This window comes from Latilactobacillus parasakei (assembly GCF_049674265.1).
Classification (GTDB): Bacteria; Bacillota; Bacilli; order Lactobacillales; family Lactobacillaceae; genus Latilactobacillus; species Latilactobacillus sakei.
In genome coordinates, this window is sequence record NZ_CP186861.1 from 1149281 (window position 1) to 1167532 (window position 18252).

The window sequence follows — 18252 nt, forward strand, 5'->3', positions numbered from 1 at the left end:
CTTTTTAGTGTCTTGAAAGCCAAATTGGCACACTACTTCTTTTTCTCGTAATATCGGCTAGAATTTGTGCAAACATAAAGCCAACTGCAATGGCACCGGCCACCATAATAACTGAAATACTCTGTGTCACAGCTTGTGAGATATTCCCTAAAACAAGGTTGCGCACCGCTCGGTAAGCTGTTCCTCCAGGCACTAATGGCACCAAACCTGGGATATTAAAAATAATCACGGGCATCCGTTTGTAGCGGGCCAAAATACTCCCGACAATTCCGACGGCTAACGCACCAAATAAATTGGCCATCATCCGACCACTACCAAGATTGAACAATACCCAATAAACTTGCCAACCGAGCATGCCAGCAATCCCACACCAGACTAATGCCCGGCGCGGTAAATTAATACAGATTCCAAAGGCGACCGTTGAAAAATAACTAAAGACCGCTTGGACAATAAACTGTAGCCAATATGGCATACGTCACACCACCTTCATTAAATTAAAAATCTAAAGATTAACGCAATCCCAGTCCCAATCGCAAACGCACTTAAAAGTGCCTCAACACCCCGAACCATTCCGGATAATAAATGCCCAGCTAACATATCACGAATTGAGTTAGTAATTGCCACACCAGGCACAAGTGGCATCACGGCCCCGATAATAATATTATCAAGATCGACACCTAGGTGCCACTTCGTTAATAAGTAAGCTGACACCCCAATTGAAACGGCTCCTAAAAACTCGCCGATAAACCGAATGCTAGTCAAGCGGTTAATTTCAGAGAAAACGGCGTACCCTAACGCCCCCACTAAAGCTGCTGGTAATAAATCAGCCCAGTCATATTCACCAGAAAAAATGATCATTAATAACGCCGACACAAAGGCCGCCGCAATAATCTGGATCCATAAAGGAAAATACGGCGTGTGTTGATCAATTTGTTTCAAGCGGGTACTCAGCTGATCTAACGTAATTTCTTTGGTCGCAAATTGCCGCGAAGCCGTATTAACATTTTCAACTTTTTCTAAGTTAATCGTACGCACCGCAACTGATTCCAGTTGCACATACGGTTGATTTTCGATCCCGATAAATAAGCCAGTCGGTGTCGTGAAGACCACACTCTTTTGAATACCGGCATTATAAGCAATTCGATTCATCGTATCTTCAACCCGGTACATTTCAGAACCACTTTCGATCATGATGCGCCCCGCAATTAAGCAGGTTTCTAGAATTTTATTTTTTTGTGCAATTTTCATACAAACCCTCACTCAATTCTTTTCTCAATATCTCCATCATAACTTGTTTAAACTTAAATAGAAACAATAAATCTGATTAAAAATTGCTCATAGAGCCCCTCATTCTTCCCCATCTATGTTAATCTAATAAGGAAGCAACATTTATAGCACCTATTCGAATACGTACTGCGAGAGCTACGTTTATGACGGGCTATTTTTTTGGACTTTTTTCCAGCTTATCTAGGAGGGTTTTCATGCATTATTCAAAATCAAGGATCATCTGGCTATCCGTTCTACTCGGCTCTTTGAGCGCTTATGGTCCATTATTAGTCGATATGTATTTACCGGCATTTCCAATTATGGAGTCTGATTTTCATACTTCCGCTTCCATGATTCAGATCAGTTTAACAATGTGTTTAGCCGGTTTGGCAATTGGTCCCATTTTCATGGGGGCCTGGAGTGATCGCGTCGGTCGCAAAAAGCCGTTGGTGATTGGGACATCACTAGCTATTATCGCTTGCTTTCTATCACTTGTTACACATAATATCTGGTTATTCTTTTTACTTAGATTTATCCAAGGACTTGCAAGTTCTGCTGGCCAAGTTGTCACCCGGGCCGTTGCCAAGGATCTCTTTAACGGCAAACAACTGACTAAGTTTATCGCATTATTGATGGCCATTAACGGGATTTTCCCGATTATCTCACCATTAATTGGTAGTCTCCTGTTGCGTTATACTTCCTGGCAAGGTATCTTCGGTTTCATCGGTGGTGCCGGCTTACTCTTATTACTCGGGTTAATCTTCGGGTTTAAAGAAACGCACAAGTTATCCCCAGCCGATCAAAAGGCAACCAGTACCCGACTCAATGTTCAAACGGTCTTTAAAGACCGCCCCTTTATCTGTTTCGTACTCATCCAAGGACTCGTCTACGGCGCAATGTTCTGTTATATTTCTGGCTCTAGTTTTATGTTACAAAACGTCTTTTCACTTTCGAAATCAACTTTTAGTCTCATCTACGGGATTAATGGCATTGGGATTATCCTAATGGCAGAATTATCAACCGTTCTAATTAACTGGTTCACCGAATTAGAACAACTAAAGTTAGGCCTTATCGGTGGGCTCATCGGTGGCTTTTGTATTTTAATCAGTGGCTTAGGCCCTAACAAACTTTGGTTGGCATTGATTGGTTTATTCCTAGTTGTTTCAACCCTTGGTCTTATCAATGCCGTTGTCACCTCATTAGCACTTCAACGACAAGGCAAACAAGCCGGTATCGCTTCATCCGTTTTAGGATTAGGCATGTATGTCTTTGGCATCTTCTTATCCCCACTTGTCGGAATTATGGGCAGTTATACTTATCTCCCACTAGCTATTCTTATTCTAATCTGTGAATGCAGCGCACTGTTACTCTATCGCTATGTGCGTCGTATTGTTTAAGCTTAACAAAATAAAAGGCGAGACGTCCATTTGGATGTCTCGCCTTTTATTTAGCCTTCGTGATTAGATTCTGCTATCTTCTTATCTAAATACCGTTTTAATTTTTCTTTAGGGAAAGCACCAGTTACTTTTTCAGCTGCCTTACCTTTTTTGAAAATTAATAAGGTTGGTACGGATTGAATCGCATATCGTTCTGCTAATTCAGGTTGATCTTCAACATCCACCATCCCAAGCTTAAATGCGTCATTAGAAGCTGCATGCAATTCTTGAATCATTGGTGTCATGATTTTACAAGGCATACACCAATCCGCCCAAAAGTCTAAAATAACTAACGGTTCTTCAGCAACAAAGGCCTCTATATTGTTCGCTGTAATTGTTTGAGTCATTATTTTTTCCTTCCTAATTAAAATATAACTAACAAAAAAGGCTGAACCTGAGGTTCAACCTTTTTAAATTGCGTGGCAACGTCCTATCCTCGCAGGTAGTTTCCCACCAACTACTATCGGCGCTAAGAAGCTTAACTACTGTGTTCGACATGGGAACAGGTGTATCCTTCTTGCTATCGCCACCACACTATTTTGTGCTTTCGCACTGAGAAGAACTTCGTTCTCTCAAAACTGCATAATAAGTAATATTTTCATTTCAAAAGCCAAACATTGCACCTTTGGTTAAGTCCTCGACCGATTAGTACTAGTCCGCTCCATACATCGCTGTACTTCCACTCCTAGCCTATCTACCTAATCATCTTTCAGGGGTCTTACTTCCATAAAGGAATGGGAAATCTCATCTCGAGGGGGGCTTCACACTTAGATGCTTTCAGCGTTTATCCCTGCCATACATAGCTACCCAGCGATGCGCCTGGCGGCACAACTGGTACACCAGAGGTATGTCCATCCCGGTCCTCTCGTACTAAGGACAGCTCCTCTCAAATTTCCTGCGCCCGCGACGGATAGGGACCGAACTGTCTCACGACGTTCTGAACCCAGCTCGCGTACCGCTTTAATGGGCGAACAGCCCAACCCTTGGGACCGACTACAGCCCCAGGATGCGATGAGCCGACATCGAGGTGCCAAACCTCCCCGTCGATGTGGACTCTTGGGGGAGATAAGCCTGTTATCCCCAGGGTAGCTTTTATCCGTTGAGCGATGGCCCTTCCATACGGAACCACCGGATCACTAAGTCCGACTTTCGTCCCTGCTCGATTTGTCAATCTCACAGTCAAGCTCTCTTATACCTTTACACTCTACGAATGATTTCCAACCATTCTGAGAGAACCTTTGAGCGCCTCCGTTACACTTTAGGAGGCGACCGCCCCAGTCAAACTGCCCACCTGACACTGTCTCCCGCCACGCTAAGTGGCGCGGGTTAGAGTGGTCATACAGTTAGGGTAGTATCCCACCAACGCCTCAATCGAAACTAGCGTTCCGATTTCTACGGCTCCTACCTATCCTGTACAAACTGTACAAACACTCAATATCAAGCTACAGTAAAGCTCCATGGGGTCTTTCCGTCCTGTCGCGGGTAACCCGCATCTTCACGGGTATTATAATTTCACCGAGTCTCTCGTTGAGACAGTGCCCAAATCATTACGCCTTTCGTGCGGGTCGGAACTTACCCGACAAGGAATTTCGCTACCTTAGGACCGTTATAGTTACGGCCGCCGTTTACTGGGGCTTCAATTCTGGGCTTCGCTTGCGCTAACTCATCCTCTTAACCTTCCAGCACCGGGCAGGCGTCAGCCCCTATACGTCATCTTACGATTTTGCAGAGACCTGTGTTTTTGATAAACAGTTGTTTGGGCCTATTCACTGCGGCTGACCTGACGGTCAGCACCCCTTCTCCCGAAGTTACGGGGTCATTTTGCCGAGTTCCTTAACGAGAGTTCACTCGCTCACCTTAGGATATTCTCCTCGACCACCTGTGTCGGTTTACGGTACGGGTAGTTTATTTCTCACTAGAAGCTTTTCTTGGCAGTGTAACATCAGGAACTTCGCTACTTAATTTCGCTCCCCATCACAACTTGTCCTTAAAGAATCAAGCATTTCACTCAACTCAAGACTTATTGCTTGGACACACATTTCCAGTCGTGTGCATTCCTTAGCTTCCTGCGTCCCTCCATCATTCAAACAAAATAAACTAGTACAGGAATATCAACCTGTTATCCATCGACTACGCCTCTCGGCCTCGCCTTAGGTCCCGACTAACCCTGGGAGGACGAGCCTTCCCCAGGAAACCTTAGTCATACGGTGGATCAGATTCTCACTGATCTTTCGCTACTCATGCCGGCATTCTCACTTCTAAGCGCTCCACTAGTCCTTACGATCTAGCTTCATCGCCCTTAGAACGCTCTCCTACCGCGGACACTTACGTGTCCACCCACAGTTTCGGTATTATGTTTAGCCCCGGTACATTTTCGGCGCAGCGGCACTCGACTAGTGAGCTATTACGCACTCTTTAAATGGTGGCTGCTTCTGAGCCAACATCCTAGTTGTCTGTGCACCGCCACATCCTTTTCCACTTAACATAAATTTTGGGACCTTAACTGGTGATCTGGGCTGTTTCCCTTTCGACTACGGATCTTATCACTCGCAGTCTGACTCCCGGAACTAAATCAATGGTATTCGGAGTTTATCTGAATTCAGTAACCCATGACGGGCCCCTAGTCCAAACAGTGCTCTACCTCCATGATCCAATATTCCGAGGCTAGCCCTAAAGCTATTTCGGAGAGAACCAGCTATCTCCAAGTTCGATTGGAATTTCACCGCTACCCACACCTCATCCCCGCCATTTTCAACTGACGTGGGTTCGGTCCTCCAGTGTGTTTTACCACACCTTCAACCTGGACATGGGTAGGTCACTTGGTTTCGGGTCTACATCTATATACTCACTCGCCCATTTCAGACTCGCTTTCGCTACGGCTCCAGCTTTTCACTTTAACCTCGCATATAAACGTAACTCGCCGGTTCATTCTACAAAAGGCACGCCATCACTCATTAACGAGCTTTGACTAATTGTAGGCACATGGTTTCAGGATCTATTTCACTCCCCTTCCGGGGTGCTTTTCACCTTTCCCTCACGGTACTGGTTCACTATCGGTCACTAGGGAGTATTTAGCCTTGGGAGATGGTCCTCCCGGATTCCGACGGAATTTCACGTGTTCCGCCGTACTCAGGATCCAGAACGGAGGTTAAGTTGTTTAATCTACGTGGTTATCACACTCTTTGACTCAGCTTCCCAGCTGATTCGATTACAACTTAACTTGGTAACTCCAAAGTTCTGTCCTACAACCCCAAGAAGCAAGCTTCTTGGTTTGGGCTCTTCCCCGTTCGCTCGCCGCTACTTAGGGAATCGATTTTTCTTTCTCTTCCTGAAGGTACTTAGATGTTTCAGTTCCCCTCGTCTACCTTCATTAAGCTATGTATTCACTTAATGATAATACTCGATTAAAAGTATTGGGTTCCCCCATTCGGAAATCTCCGGATCAAAGCTTACTTACAGCTCCCCGAAGCATATCGGTGTTAGTACCGTCCTTCATCGGCTCCTAGTGCCAAGGCATCCACCATGCGCCCTTTATAACTTAACCTATCTTTACCTACGGTAAAGGGTTATTATTTGAGTTTAGCGATATGAACTAATTCATATTTCTATTATTAAAAAACTCTTTAAAACGCAATGTTTTTCTCGGCTTTTAAAACTAATATATTACTTATTATCCAGTTTTCAAAGAACAAAGTTTGAGAGTAGACCTCTCAAAACTAAACAAAGTTTTGATTTCGCAAATGTACAAGGTTTTCCGTATTATTCCTTAGAAAGGAGGTGATCCAGCCGCAGGTTCTCCTACGGCTACCTTGTTACGACTTCACCCTAATCATCTGTCCCACCTTAGACGGCTGGCTCCCCGAAGGGTTACCTCACCGGCTTTGGGTGTTACAAACTCTCATGGTGTGACGGGCGGTGTGTACAAGGCCCGGGAACGTATTCACCGCGGCATGCTGATCCGCGATTACTAGCGATTCCGGCTTCATGTAGGCGAGTTGCAGCCTACAATCCGAACTGAGAATGGTTTTAAGAGATTAGCTAAACCTCGCGGTCTCGCAACTCGTTGTACCATCCATTGTAGCACGTGTGTAGCCCAGGTCATAAGGGGCATGATGATTTGACGTCGTCCCCACCTTCCTCCGGTTTGTCACCGGCAGTCTCACTAGAGTGCCCAACTTAATGCTGGCAACTAGTAATAAGGGTTGCGCTCGTTGCGGGACTTAACCCAACATCTCACGACACGAGCTGACGACAACCATGCACCACCTGTCACTTTGTCCCCGAAGGGAAAGCTCTATCTCTAGAGTGGTCAAAGGATGTCAAGACCTGGTAAGGTTCTTCGCGTTGCTTCGAATTAAACCACATGCTCCACCGCTTGTGCGGGCCCCCGTCAATTCCTTTGAGTTTCAACCTTGCGGTCGTACTCCCCAGGCGGAGTGCTTAATGCGTTAGCTGCGGCACTGAAGGGCGGAAACCCTCCAACACCTAGCACTCATCGTTTACGGCATGGACTACCAGGGTATCTAATCCTGTTTGCTACCCATGCTTTCGAGCCTCAGCGTCAGTTACAGACCAGACAGCCGCCTTCGCCACTGGTGTTCTTCCATATATCTACGCATTTCACCGCTACACATGGAGTTCCACTGTCCTCTTCTGCACTCAAGTTTCCCAGTTTCCGATGCACTTCTTCGGTTGAGCCGAAGGCTTTCACATCAGACTTAAGAAACCGCCTGCGCTCGCTTTACGCCCAATAAATCCGGACAACGCTTGCCACCTACGTATTACCGCGGCTGCTGGCACGTAGTTAGCCGTGGCTTTCTGGTTGGATACCGTCACTACCTGATCAGTTACTATCAGATACATTCTTCTCCAACAACAGAGTTTTACGATCCGAAAACCTTCTTCACTCACGCGGCGTTGCTCCATCAGACTTTCGTCCATTGTGGAAGATTCCCTACTGCTGCCTCCCGTAGGAGTCTGGGCCGTGTCTCAGTCCCAGTGTGGCCGATTACCCTCTCAGGTCGGCTATGCATCACGGTCTTGGTGAGCCTTTACCTCACCAACTAACTAATGCACCGCGGGTCCATCCTAAAGTGATAGCCGAAACCATCTTTCAACCCTACACCATGCGGTGTTAGGTTTTATGCGGTATTAGCATCTGTTTCCAAATGTTATCCCCCACTTTAGGGCAGGTTACCCACGTGTTACTCACCCGTCCGCCACTCACTCAAATGTTTATCAATCAGGAGCAAGCTCCTTCAATCTAAACGAGAGTGCGTTCGACTTGCATGTATTAGGCACGCCGCCAGCGTTCGTCCTGAGCCAGGATCAAACTCTCGATTAAAAGTTTGTAGCTCTTGTTTTGTTACTTAATTTATTTGCTAGCGAAATTGACTTCGCAAATATGTTGTGCCCCGAAGGGCGACCCTACACATTTGGTTTATCAAAACTTTGTTCAGTTTTCAAAGATCTACTGTGTTGAAACAGCTTTTTAATTATATCATGTAATCAATCATCTGTCAAACACTTTTGAAAATTATTTATTACTTAGAAGTTATAGCCCCGTAAGCAACATATAATATGTTATCACGATTAGAAATAAATAACAACTGTTTTTCAAAAACATTTTAATTATTTATTTCCTTACTCATTACTGAGCTGCTCGCTTTTGACAACTTTTATATCTTACCAACTTAATACAGCTAGGTCAAGCACTTATTACTAAAAAATTGATTAAATGATTAATTTATTCCTATAAACATTAAATTAAACTAATGTCTTCTATATAAAACCCTACTGATTAAGACGCAAAAAGGGCGTTAGAACAACTTATCGTTGTTCTAACGCCCTTCATTACACCTTATTGTGCTTTAGATTGCAAGTATTCAGTATAGTAGCTTGCCAGTAAGTCAGAAATCCGACCGCCGACTGTTTCATAGTCCTTATCTGGACGGTTAGCAAGTGAGATTCTTAAATACCCCGCCTTGGTTCCCATCCCAGCACCATCCATTACAACAACCCCATATTCCGCTGCGAGTCGCCATTCAAATGCTAAATGATTACAGTTTTGTTCCAAGTAAGCTCTGAAATCTTTAGAGTATTTCGACTCTGCTAACTTATAGATACTAAAAACAGTGTAGTATTCCGCATTTTCTTCGGTTGTCTTAACGACTAACCCAAGCGATTCCCAAAAGGCCTTATATCGATGACTTACAATTTCCTTAGATGCTGTGACATACGGATCTTCTCTGCCTTCATAAATCAGGTTTGTCAAACTAAAAAGCGCCATTGTGATCTGTTGTGGTGTTGATAAGCCAGCTGCATGGTATAACCCGATGTTTCGACTATCCGCTACCGTTCGATCGATAAAACTCATTTCGTGCGGTTTATTTGTAACGTACGAATATCGTTTTCGGAAAGCTTCTCTAATAACAGGATCTTCTGCTGTCATTTCTTCAATCAACTTATCGAAAATATTATCGTCATGCATCGCGATTAAACCAATCCGTTGACCAGTTGCCCCATATAATTTAGAGAATGAGTACACTAACAATGTATTATGTGGCACAACTGAATAGATAGTCTTAAAATCATCGACAAACGTGCCATAAACATCATCCGTAATAATCACGAGGTTCGGGTTGGCTTCAACGACTTCTTTCAACTTATCTAGTGCATGGTCACTAAAAGCTCTAGAAGTTGGGTTGGTTGGATTCACCACGAAAAAGGCTTTAACATTTGGATCCTTCAACTCTTCAAATTTATGATCGACCAATTGCCAGTCATCAGATTCATCAGAACTAACGTTAAACTCTTGTAGTTTAAATTCATTTAGTTCTGGAATCTGCAAGTACGGTGTAAAGATTGGCGTATTAATCGCAATCGTATCACCCGCCTCTAAAATATGGCTGACCTTTAGTTCATTAAAGAGATAGACCATCGCAGCTGTCCCACCTTCAGTTGGAAAGACCTTCGTCTTGTCTGATAGATGTTCACCGCGATAGAGATTCACTTCTAGATACCGGTTTAAAATCTTTTCAACATTCACTAAACTGCGTGATGGTTCTGGATAATGGTTGCCAATAACGCCATCGACCCATTCAAAGACCAGCTCATCTTGGTTGATATGCATGACGTCTCGGGTGTAAGCCAAGGCCTGCTTCAAAAAAGCATCCACCGGATTATCACCATCTAAGAACTGATTGAAGCGTTCCGCGATACCTGTTTGATCGGTGTAGCCAGCAAGATTACCATCGTCTAAGTTAATTGTTTGTAAGGATTCTTTCATCCCAAATTCAACAATCCGATTAAAGGCAAATCTTGCTTGTGTATTAATCCAATTCGGATTGCCGCGCCCGACATTAATCGCCCGTAAACCACGACTGTTTGTCAGTGCATATTTATAAAAGAGCGCTGCGACTTCAAAGTTCGACATCTGGGTTAATTTTGTTACATCAATTTTATCCATATGACCTCCGCCAATATTAGTTAAGTTAGTCATTTATCCCCATAAGCTTAACACTTGTCTGTTATAGATACAGTATATATTAAAAATAAATCATCAAGATTTAATCAAGGACTCAACATCTAGCACTTTATCGATCCAATCACCTTGATAAAAGTCCTCTTCATGGGTCACTAGCAAGACGCCGCCTTCAAATTCTTGGATGGCTTTACGCAATGCGTTCTTCGTATCATCGTCTAAATGGTTCGTTGGTTCATCTAATAGAAGGAAGTTACTTGAGGTTAGGAGCAATTCGGCAATTTTAACCTTTGATTGCTCACCACCACTGAGTTGTTTCAATGGTTTCATCGCTTCTTCAGCCGTTAGCCCTGTCCGGGATAATACTTGACGCAGTTCCTTTTGCTTTTGTTCTGGATATTCACCTTGTAAATATTGGAGTGGGGTTGCCATGTTGTTAAGCCACTTCAAGTCCTGCTTGAAGTAACCAAACTTGACCGTACTGGCAATTTCAAAGTCACCGCTAATCGCTGGAATTTCTTTAATGATGGTTTTAATCAGTGTCGACTTACCAATCCCATTAAACCCTTTGAGCACCACTTTTTGGTCCCGACCAATTGAGAAATTTAAGGCGGGCAATAGCGCATTTTCGTAACCAATCTCTAGATCATTGGTCGTCAATAGAATTTGACTAGCTGTTGCGTGGTATGGAAAGCGGAAGTTAGCCTTCACGCGATTACTTGGGGGCGTCAAAATATCCATATGGGCTAATTGCTTTTCACGACTCTTGGCAATTGTTGACCGTGAACCAGCTTTATACTTACGGATATAAGCCTTTGTCTTTTCAATTTTCTTTTGTTGATTCTCGTAAGCTTTCATATAGCTAGCTTGGTTATCGGCTTTTTGGCGGAAGGCCTGTTGGAGCGTTCCGGTATATTTGGTAATCTTCCCAAATTCGATATCGGCAATACAGGTTGTTACCCGTTCCAAGAAATCATAATCATGGGAAATTGTAATAAAGGCCCCTTCGAAGTTATTCAAGTAATCACTGAGCCAATCAATATGGTTGGTATCCAAATAATTGGTTGGTTCATCCAATAACAACATATCCGGTTCTTCTAATAGTAACTTCGCTAAAATAATCTTCGACCGCTGGCCCCCACTAAGTTGTGAAACGTCATGGTCCATCCCCAGCGCATCAATCCCCAAACCAGTTGCAACTTGCATAACCCGCGTATCAATTTCATAGAAGTTCTTGGCTTCTAGTAACTCTTGAATCGCACCCGCTTTTTCGAGTAGTTGGTCATCTAAACTCGTTGCGTAGTCGGCGTAGTATTGACTCATCCGTTCTTCCTGCGCATACAAATCTGCAAAAGCTGTTTTTAGGAATTCAAAAATGGATAAGCCTGGCGCTAGTTTAGCATATTGATCCAAATAACCAATCTTAATGTTCTTTTGCCAGGTCACTTTACCCTCATCTGGTAAAATAGCGCCTGTTAAAATGTTAATCAAGGTACTTTTACCAACCCCATTTTGACCGGTAATCCCCATGTGTTCGCCTTTATTGACCTGGAACCCGGCGTCATCATAAAGTTGTTTGTCTAAAAATTGTTGACTTAGTCCTTCGACTTTTAAAATACTCATTGTCTTTTCCTACTTTCTTTCCAATAAAAAACAGGGATAGCATCTAGCTACCCCTGTCGCGATTACAATCACTGACTTTATCGACCGCCATCTATAAAAGACACCACAAAATAAGCAACCCTAAAGTCGCATATTACCGTGAGCATTCTTCTATAGATGACTTTTAATCAATATTAGGCTCTACACGCTGTGTCATCTTCAAATGTGTAGAGCAAAGCTTCATAATTAATGGCCGTTCAATTGTCATTGTTCTCGACACCTTTTCAATAAGTTAGGTTAATGTTAACACAGTTCTAATTGGGAAGCAAAATCGCTTAGCCTACCCGATCGCGTAGCTTAGCCAATAATTCCGCACGTTTCCGCCGTGGAATAATCAAGCGTAAATCACCACGAATAATAGGATAGTCCTTGGCATTCCCGTGCATCAATTCAGCTAAATCCTTGCTGTCCAAACCTTGATTGATAACCTCAATTTTAATCATTTCGGCTAAATAGGTACTATAAAAAGTGTTATAGCCTAGATAGAGTCCAATAATGACACTCGCTAAAATTGAAAGCCACAAACTAACGTGTAAAATACTGTACAAAATTAACATGCCACAGATGATTGAAATCACTGCAGCGACAATTCCTAATATGACTGTATGTCTTGGGGCATCTTTCATGTGCGCCACCTTCTTCTTAAATAATCAATAATAATCCTAATATAGCGGAGTTGCGCTCAAGAAGCAATCAAAAATTAACCGCTTCCTTCTATTACTATTATACTGAATTACGCAGCACTTTAGCAGTTAAATGACTTAAAAATTGCTTAAATAGTCATCCGCCTTTAGTAAAATGGGATTCTAGCTATTGTAAAAATTATGTATATATTGTAAATTTTTCTGTTTTTATCGCCAAAAACAGTCTAGAATTGGAATAGTGCTTTTTTAATCTTAATATAAAGAGGATAACTTAAACGATATGAAAAACATTGCTTTGAACATCCGAGATTTTTTCTTAGATGACAAATTACTTCTCGCCGCAACGATTGCAGCTATTGTCACCTCATTTTTCAATCGCCCCCATCTTAGTTACGTTAATTTTCACGTGATTGTCAGTGTCTTTTGTATTATGACACTCGTCCAAGTTTATCAACGACTACATGTGCTCGATTACTTCGCACGGGAACTGATTATTAAGAGTCATTCCAAACGTGCTTTAATGCAGATGCTCTTGGCATTGACCTTTGTTGGGGCAATGTTTCTAACCAATGATATGACGGTCTTAACTTTTGTACCGTTGTTCATCCTAATTGCGCGGCAACTTGATTTTTCACCGATTTTACCTGTCACGTTAATCACGATTTCGGCTAATCTCGGTTCATCCCTCACACCATTTGGGAGCCCGCACAATATTTTCCTCGTATCGTTCTACCATATGACGATTCGCCATTTCTTTGAATATTCAATCCCGGTCTTAATTGTTAGTATCATTATGTTGACCGCCACAACGTTTCTTTTTCCAAAGGAACCCATCAAACTCCATGGTCTCCATCCAGTTGAAGTTGAAAAAGGGCCTTTATGGTATTTCGTCCCCCTCACAGTGGTTGTTTTCTTAGCAGTCTTCTCATTGATTCCATTATGGGTCACACCTATCTTGGTCATCATTGCGATTTTAGTATTTGATCCGAAGCTTTTCAAAACAGTCGATTATGGTTTATTGTTAACTTTCTTCTGCTTCTTCATCGCAGTTGGTAACTTAAGCCACATCCCAACAATCGCAACTTTCATGCGTTCACTTGTTGGTACTGCTAAACAAACCTATCTTACAGGCCTCATTAGTTGTCAATTAATCGCTAATGTCCCAACTGAAATTTTACTATCAAGCTTTACCAACCACAGTCACGCAATGTTCTTAGCCATCAACATCGGTGGGGTCGGCACAATGTTCGCCTCACTTGCTAACTTAATTGCTTACAAACGTTTCAAAAAAGGCTGGGGTAAAGATATTGGTAAATTCTTAGTCGTCTTTACTGGTATGAACTTCTTGTTCTTAATCATCTTAGGAACATTTGGCTACTTCTTAATCTAATCACAAAGAGCACCAAGACATTAGGTCTTGGTGCTCTTTTTATTTGTGTTAAAAATAGTCCCACAACATCGGTTGCGTCTGATTGAAGGCCGCGCTTAACTGATCGATTTTAGCCGCATCACCACTGACCTGACCGTAATGCGCTTGCGATGCCAGTGTGCGATAGCCCATCATCGCCTTGGTGAGCTGTTGAATAGTTACCGTGATATCCGCCGTTTGGCTCGCCAATTTCGTTACCGTCGGTTGGCCCGCGTGTAAACTTAATTGCCAAACACCACTATTCTCGGGTAAAAAGTCATCGCTAACAGCAATCTTCACTGCCTCAAGGTCTGCTACTTCATACGGATAACGTGCTAAGAAATCAGCCAACGACACAATCCGCGCCATCATATAGGGTATCGTTGTTGTTTCAACAATTGTCGGATCCGGTAATAAATCACCCAAGTTAGTTGTCAAACCACTCTCGTAGCGAATGGTTTGATAGGCCGATTGATGTTTAAAAATGAACTTAACCAGTTGTTCCTGACTGGCAACCGTTGATGTCAATAACTCTTGAATCTCTAAAGTTGTCGCCTGACGGCTATAAATCACATAGCCTGCTACTTTTTGGTCGCCGTCAGTATAAACGGCTACTTCCCAATCAATATGCTTCAAACAATTATACTGCCACCACCACGCGGCCCGTTGGATACCGCCAACCTGGTTATGCGGATGTTGCTGTTGGAAGACACTGATTAATGGCACAGCGGCGCTTAACGATAACCGTTCAACGTGCCCTTGATCCGGCGCAAATTTAAGACGCGGCAAGTCCGCCGTTTTAATCTGATAACAAGTTTGCTCGAAAGCTTGTTCATAACCAAACCGCCGATAAAAAGGATACGAAAAAGGCGCTAAATAAGATAACGTGACGCCATCTGCTTGCATCCGCTCAAAAGCTAAGTGCATTAAATCAGAGATGCCACCTTGGCCCGAAAATTCTGGGTAACTGGCAACATAACCAATACCACTCATCTTAAATGTTTGTCCCTTGAAATTAACATTAAACGGCGTCGCTAATAAACTACTCTTCAAATGACCCTGATCAAAAACGCCAAAACCGACACTGTTCTGATACAGTTTTTGGAAGAATAACCGCCGTTGCTCACTATCCGGTTTATTAAAGGCGTATTGGGCGAGGTCGTAAAATGCTGGTTCATCAGTTGCTGAGAGTACTCTTTTTTCAATCATACAATAACCCTCCTGAGTTTACTTCTCCTTAACTATAGGGGAGCGTGCCACTCGTTGCAAGCGCTACCGCTTAATCGTTAAAAAAAGAGCTGGGCTAAAATGAATTTTGCCGCAACTCTTTTGAATAATAACTTTTTTAGACAACTAAACTCAATAGTAAGACGCCAACTAAACCGACAATTGAAATTAATGTTTCTAAGACGGTCCACGTTGCCAATGTTTCCTTAACGCTTAAGTCGAAGTATTCCTTAAACATCCAGAAACCAGCATCATTAACGTGTGATGCTGCTAAACTACCAGCACCGATTGAAAGCACCATCAAAGCAGGGTTCACGCCTGCTGATTGCATCAATGGTAATACTAAACCGGCTGCTGTTAATGAAGCAACGGTTGCTGAGCCAAGCGCGATCCGCAAGACAACGGCGATTAACCAACCTAAGACAAGTGGTGATAAGCTCGCATGCGCGAATAATGTTGTCACGCTATCGCCAACACCGCCATCGATTAAGATTTGTTTGAAGGCCCCGCCCCCACCAATTACTAAGAGTAACATGGCAATTGATTTAACCGCTTCTTCAATTGTTTTCATGATTGCTGGTGTCTTAATACGACGACCCCAGCCCATTGTGTACATCGCTAATAGCAATGAAATGGTCATTGCAATCGCTGGTGTGCCGATAAAACCAATGATTGAATCTAATAAGGTTGGGTTCTTTGGTAGTGAACCACCGTTGAATAACATTTGGTAAACCGTTGTGATCGCCATTAAGATTACTGGGAATAATGAGGTCACAACACTAATACCGAAACTAGGTGTTTCTTCTAATTTAAACGTTTTCTGAGGACCAAGTGCCGTCAAGTTCCCTTGACGTGCAAAGGCGTCTGGAATCATTTTCCGCGCCACTTTTGTAAAAAGTGGGCCTGCAATAATCACAGATGGAATCGCAATAATGACACCGTACAATAAAACATGTCCTGCATTAGCACCTAAAGCAGATGTAATCGCTGTTGGTGCTGGATGAGGTGGTAAGAAACCATGGGTCACAGATAAAGCGGCAGCCATTGGAATCCCCAAGTATAAAATCGGTACGCTCGCTTCAACGGCAATCGCAAAGACGATTGGGACTAATAGGACCATCCCAACTTCGAAGAATAAGGCAATCCCGATAATAAATGACGCCAACATAATCGCGATTTGGAGTCGTTTCTTACCAAATTTATCAATTAATGTGTGGGCGATTCTAAACGCCCCACCAGCATCAGCGACGAGCCGGCCCATCATGGCACCAAACCCAAAGACGATTGATAATTCACCTAATTGTCCGCCAATCCCATTTTGAACACTAGTTGCAATTTTAGTCAGTGGCATCCCTAAACCGACACCCACAACCATTGCTGTTAACACTAACGAAACAAACGTGTTCAGTTTGAACTTAATAATGAGTAGTAATAATAACATGATGCCTAATAATAAGACTAAGAGTTCCATAACCATTCCCACTTTCTATTTTGTTTGCGTTTACATTGAACTAATAAATTAAACGCTCAATCCCACTTTTGGTGATTGAACGTTTAATCTTTAATCCTTAGTTGCTTCTTTAACTTGCATATGTCTGCGTTGGAAATCAGCAATTGCACTGTATTCTGGACTCAATTCCCGAGTGAGGCGAATCCAAATTGGAATTAGTTCGCGGTAAACATCGAAGTTTTCTGCTTTTGGTTCGTGAACATTTGTCACACCAATCATGTCTTTAACAGCTGAGAGATCATCCACTAAACCTAATGAATACATCCCTAAAACTGCGGCGCCTAAACATGAACTTTCAAAACTTTCTGGAATCGTCACATCTTGTTCGAAGATATCAGCTAACATTTGACGCCATAATTCTGAGCGGGCAAAACCACCAGTTGCTTGAATACTCTTAGGTTTGCCAGCAACCCCTTCAATCATTAACATCACCATGTAGAGATTATAAACAATCCCTTCTAGTGCTGCACGTACCATGTGAGCCCGTGTATGTTGACGTGTTAAGCCAAAGAATGAACCACGTGCATCAGAATCCCAAATTGGTGCTCGTTCACCGCCCAAGTATGGGTGGAATAACAATCCATCTGAACCGGCTGGAATCTTTTCAGCAATTTGCGTCAAGAGATCATAGGTTGACACTTGCATCTGTTCGGCCGTTAATTTTTCAGGCGCAAAGAGTTGGTCACGAACCCAACGGAAGACAATCCCACCGTTGTTAACAGGTCCACCGACAACCCACTTGTCCTTAGTTAAAGCGTAACAGAATAATCGACCATTTGGATCAACGACTGGTTTATCAACCACCACTCGAACTGCACCACTCGTCCCAATTGTCACTGCCAAAACACCAGGATCAATTGCATTAACCCCTAAGTTAGATAAAACGCCATCGCTCGCACCAAAGATAAATGGAACATCACTGCTGATTCCCGTTTCTTGGCTGTAAGTTGTATCTAAACCTGTAATTTGTGCAGTTGGTTCAACTAATTCTGGTAATTGGTCACGGGTAATTCCGGCAACTTCAAGGGCTTGTTGATCCCAATCTAGATTGAAGATGTTAAACAAGCCAGTTGCTGAAGCGATTGAATATTCCATCTTATAAGTATGGAATAATTTTTGGAAAACATATGTTTTAATATCAATGAATTGTGCTGCTTGTTTAAAGAGGTCTGGTTGTTCGTGACGCAACCAAATGATTTTTGATAATGGTGCCATCGGGTGAATAGGCGTTCCGGTATGTTGATAAATCTCGTGCCCTAATCCATTGGCTTTTAATTCGTTACTATATTTAGCAGCGCGGTTATCTGCCCAAGTAATCGCCCGTGTCAACGGTTGATGATTACGATCCATCAAAATTAAACTATGCATTGCAGCTGAGAAACTAACACCTTGTAATTCGCCAGCTTGTACATGTCCTTTGCGCATTACTTTTCCCAGTACTTCTACAACAGCTTCGAAGATTTCATCTGGATCTTCTTCCGCCATATCAGGTACATTTTGGTATAGTGGATAGCCAACATTAGCGTAGGCCTTCACATTCCCTTTTAAATCATATAGGACAGCTTTCGTACTTGTTGTTCCAATATCGGCACCAATCATATATTTCATCATTAATT

At 42.8% G+C, this 18252-nt stretch carries 11 protein-coding genes and 3 rRNA genes; 2 read left to right on the forward strand and 12 right to left on the reverse strand.

Features of this window, described 5'->3' with window-relative positions; translation table 11 throughout:
- Nucleotides 1-4: 4 nt before the first annotated feature.
- On the reverse strand, nucleotides 5-472 hold the full coding sequence (locus ACPBEH_RS06015) for a threonine/serine exporter family protein (protein WP_011374020.1): 468 nt from the start codon (nucleotides 470-472) through the stop codon (nucleotides 5-7).
- 17 nt (nucleotides 473-489) lie between these two features.
- Complete coding sequence (locus ACPBEH_RS06020) at nucleotides 490-1248, reverse strand: threonine/serine exporter family protein (protein ID WP_011374019.1); 759 nt, start codon at nucleotides 1246-1248, stop codon at nucleotides 490-492.
- A gap of 233 nt (nucleotides 1249-1481) precedes the next feature.
- On the opposite strand from ACPBEH_RS06020, the gene ACPBEH_RS06025 reads away from it, so the two are divergent.
- Nucleotides 1482-2663, forward strand: a complete 1182-nt coding sequence (locus ACPBEH_RS06025; protein ID WP_104963390.1) for a multidrug effflux MFS transporter — start codon at nucleotides 1482-1484, stop codon at nucleotides 2661-2663.
- Nucleotides 2664-2713: 50 nt separating this feature from the next.
- On the opposite strand, the gene trxA is transcribed toward ACPBEH_RS06025, so the two are convergent.
- The 7 genes from trxA to ACPBEH_RS06060 all read right to left on the reverse strand — a co-directional run bounded on the left by trxA (nucleotide 2714) and on the right by ACPBEH_RS06060 (nucleotide 12473).
- On the reverse strand, nucleotides 2714-3049 hold the full coding sequence (gene trxA / locus ACPBEH_RS06030) for a thioredoxin (RefSeq protein WP_424348580.1): 336 nt from the start codon (nucleotides 3047-3049) through the stop codon (nucleotides 2714-2716).
- 70 nt (nucleotides 3050-3119) lie between these two features.
- Nucleotides 3120-3236 (reverse strand): 5S ribosomal RNA (gene rrf / locus ACPBEH_RS06035).
- 91 nt (nucleotides 3237-3327) lie between these two features.
- Nucleotides 3328-6246, reverse strand: a 23S ribosomal RNA gene (locus ACPBEH_RS06040).
- Nucleotides 6247-6472: 226 nt separating this feature from the next.
- Nucleotides 6473-8046: ribosomal RNA gene (locus tag ACPBEH_RS06045) — 16S ribosomal RNA — on the reverse strand.
- The 16S, 23S and 5S rRNA genes sit together here, the layout of an rRNA operon.
- Before the next feature lie 516 nt (nucleotides 8047-8562).
- Complete coding sequence (locus tag ACPBEH_RS06050) at nucleotides 8563-10170, reverse strand: bifunctional aspartate transaminase/aspartate 4-decarboxylase (RefSeq protein ID WP_011374016.1); 1608 nt, start codon at nucleotides 10168-10170, stop codon at nucleotides 8563-8565.
- A gap of 93 nt (nucleotides 10171-10263) precedes the next feature.
- Nucleotides 10264-11808, reverse strand: a complete 1545-nt coding sequence (locus ACPBEH_RS06055; RefSeq protein ID WP_424348581.1) for an ABC-F family ATP-binding cassette domain-containing protein — start codon at nucleotides 11806-11808, stop codon at nucleotides 10264-10266.
- Nucleotides 11809-12122: 314 nt separating this feature from the next.
- A complete protein-coding gene (locus ACPBEH_RS06060) occupies nucleotides 12123-12473 on the reverse strand; it encodes a hypothetical protein (RefSeq protein WP_011374013.1) in 351 nt (116 codons plus the stop codon).
- A 298-nt stretch (nucleotides 12474-12771) separates the two neighbouring features.
- On the opposite strand from ACPBEH_RS06060, the gene ACPBEH_RS06065 reads away from it, so the two are divergent.
- Entirely contained in the window at nucleotides 12772-13881 is a 1110-nt protein-coding gene (locus tag ACPBEH_RS06065) for an SLC13 family permease (RefSeq protein ID WP_011374012.1), read from the forward strand.
- Nucleotides 13882-13929: 48 nt separating this feature from the next.
- Here ACPBEH_RS06065 and ACPBEH_RS06070 read toward each other — a convergent pair whose 3' ends face one another.
- From ACPBEH_RS06070 to gntK, 3 genes are all read right to left on the reverse strand, one after another.
- Complete coding sequence (locus ACPBEH_RS06070) at nucleotides 13930-15108, reverse strand: GNAT family N-acetyltransferase (RefSeq protein ID WP_424348582.1); 1179 nt, start codon at nucleotides 15106-15108, stop codon at nucleotides 13930-13932.
- A gap of 136 nt (nucleotides 15109-15244) precedes the next feature.
- Nucleotides 15245-16597 (reverse strand): gluconate:H+ symporter, encoded by a 1353-nt coding sequence (locus ACPBEH_RS06075; RefSeq protein WP_056947356.1) that lies wholly within the window; start codon nucleotides 16595-16597, stop codon nucleotides 15245-15247.
- 90 nt (nucleotides 16598-16687) lie between these two features.
- The gene (gntK, locus tag ACPBEH_RS06080; protein ID WP_025016194.1) at nucleotides 16688-18244 is read right to left on the reverse strand and encodes a gluconokinase; all 1557 of its coding nucleotides are present in this window, start codon (nucleotides 18242-18244) and stop codon (nucleotides 16688-16690) included.
- Nucleotides 18245-18252: the final 8 nt, after the last annotated feature.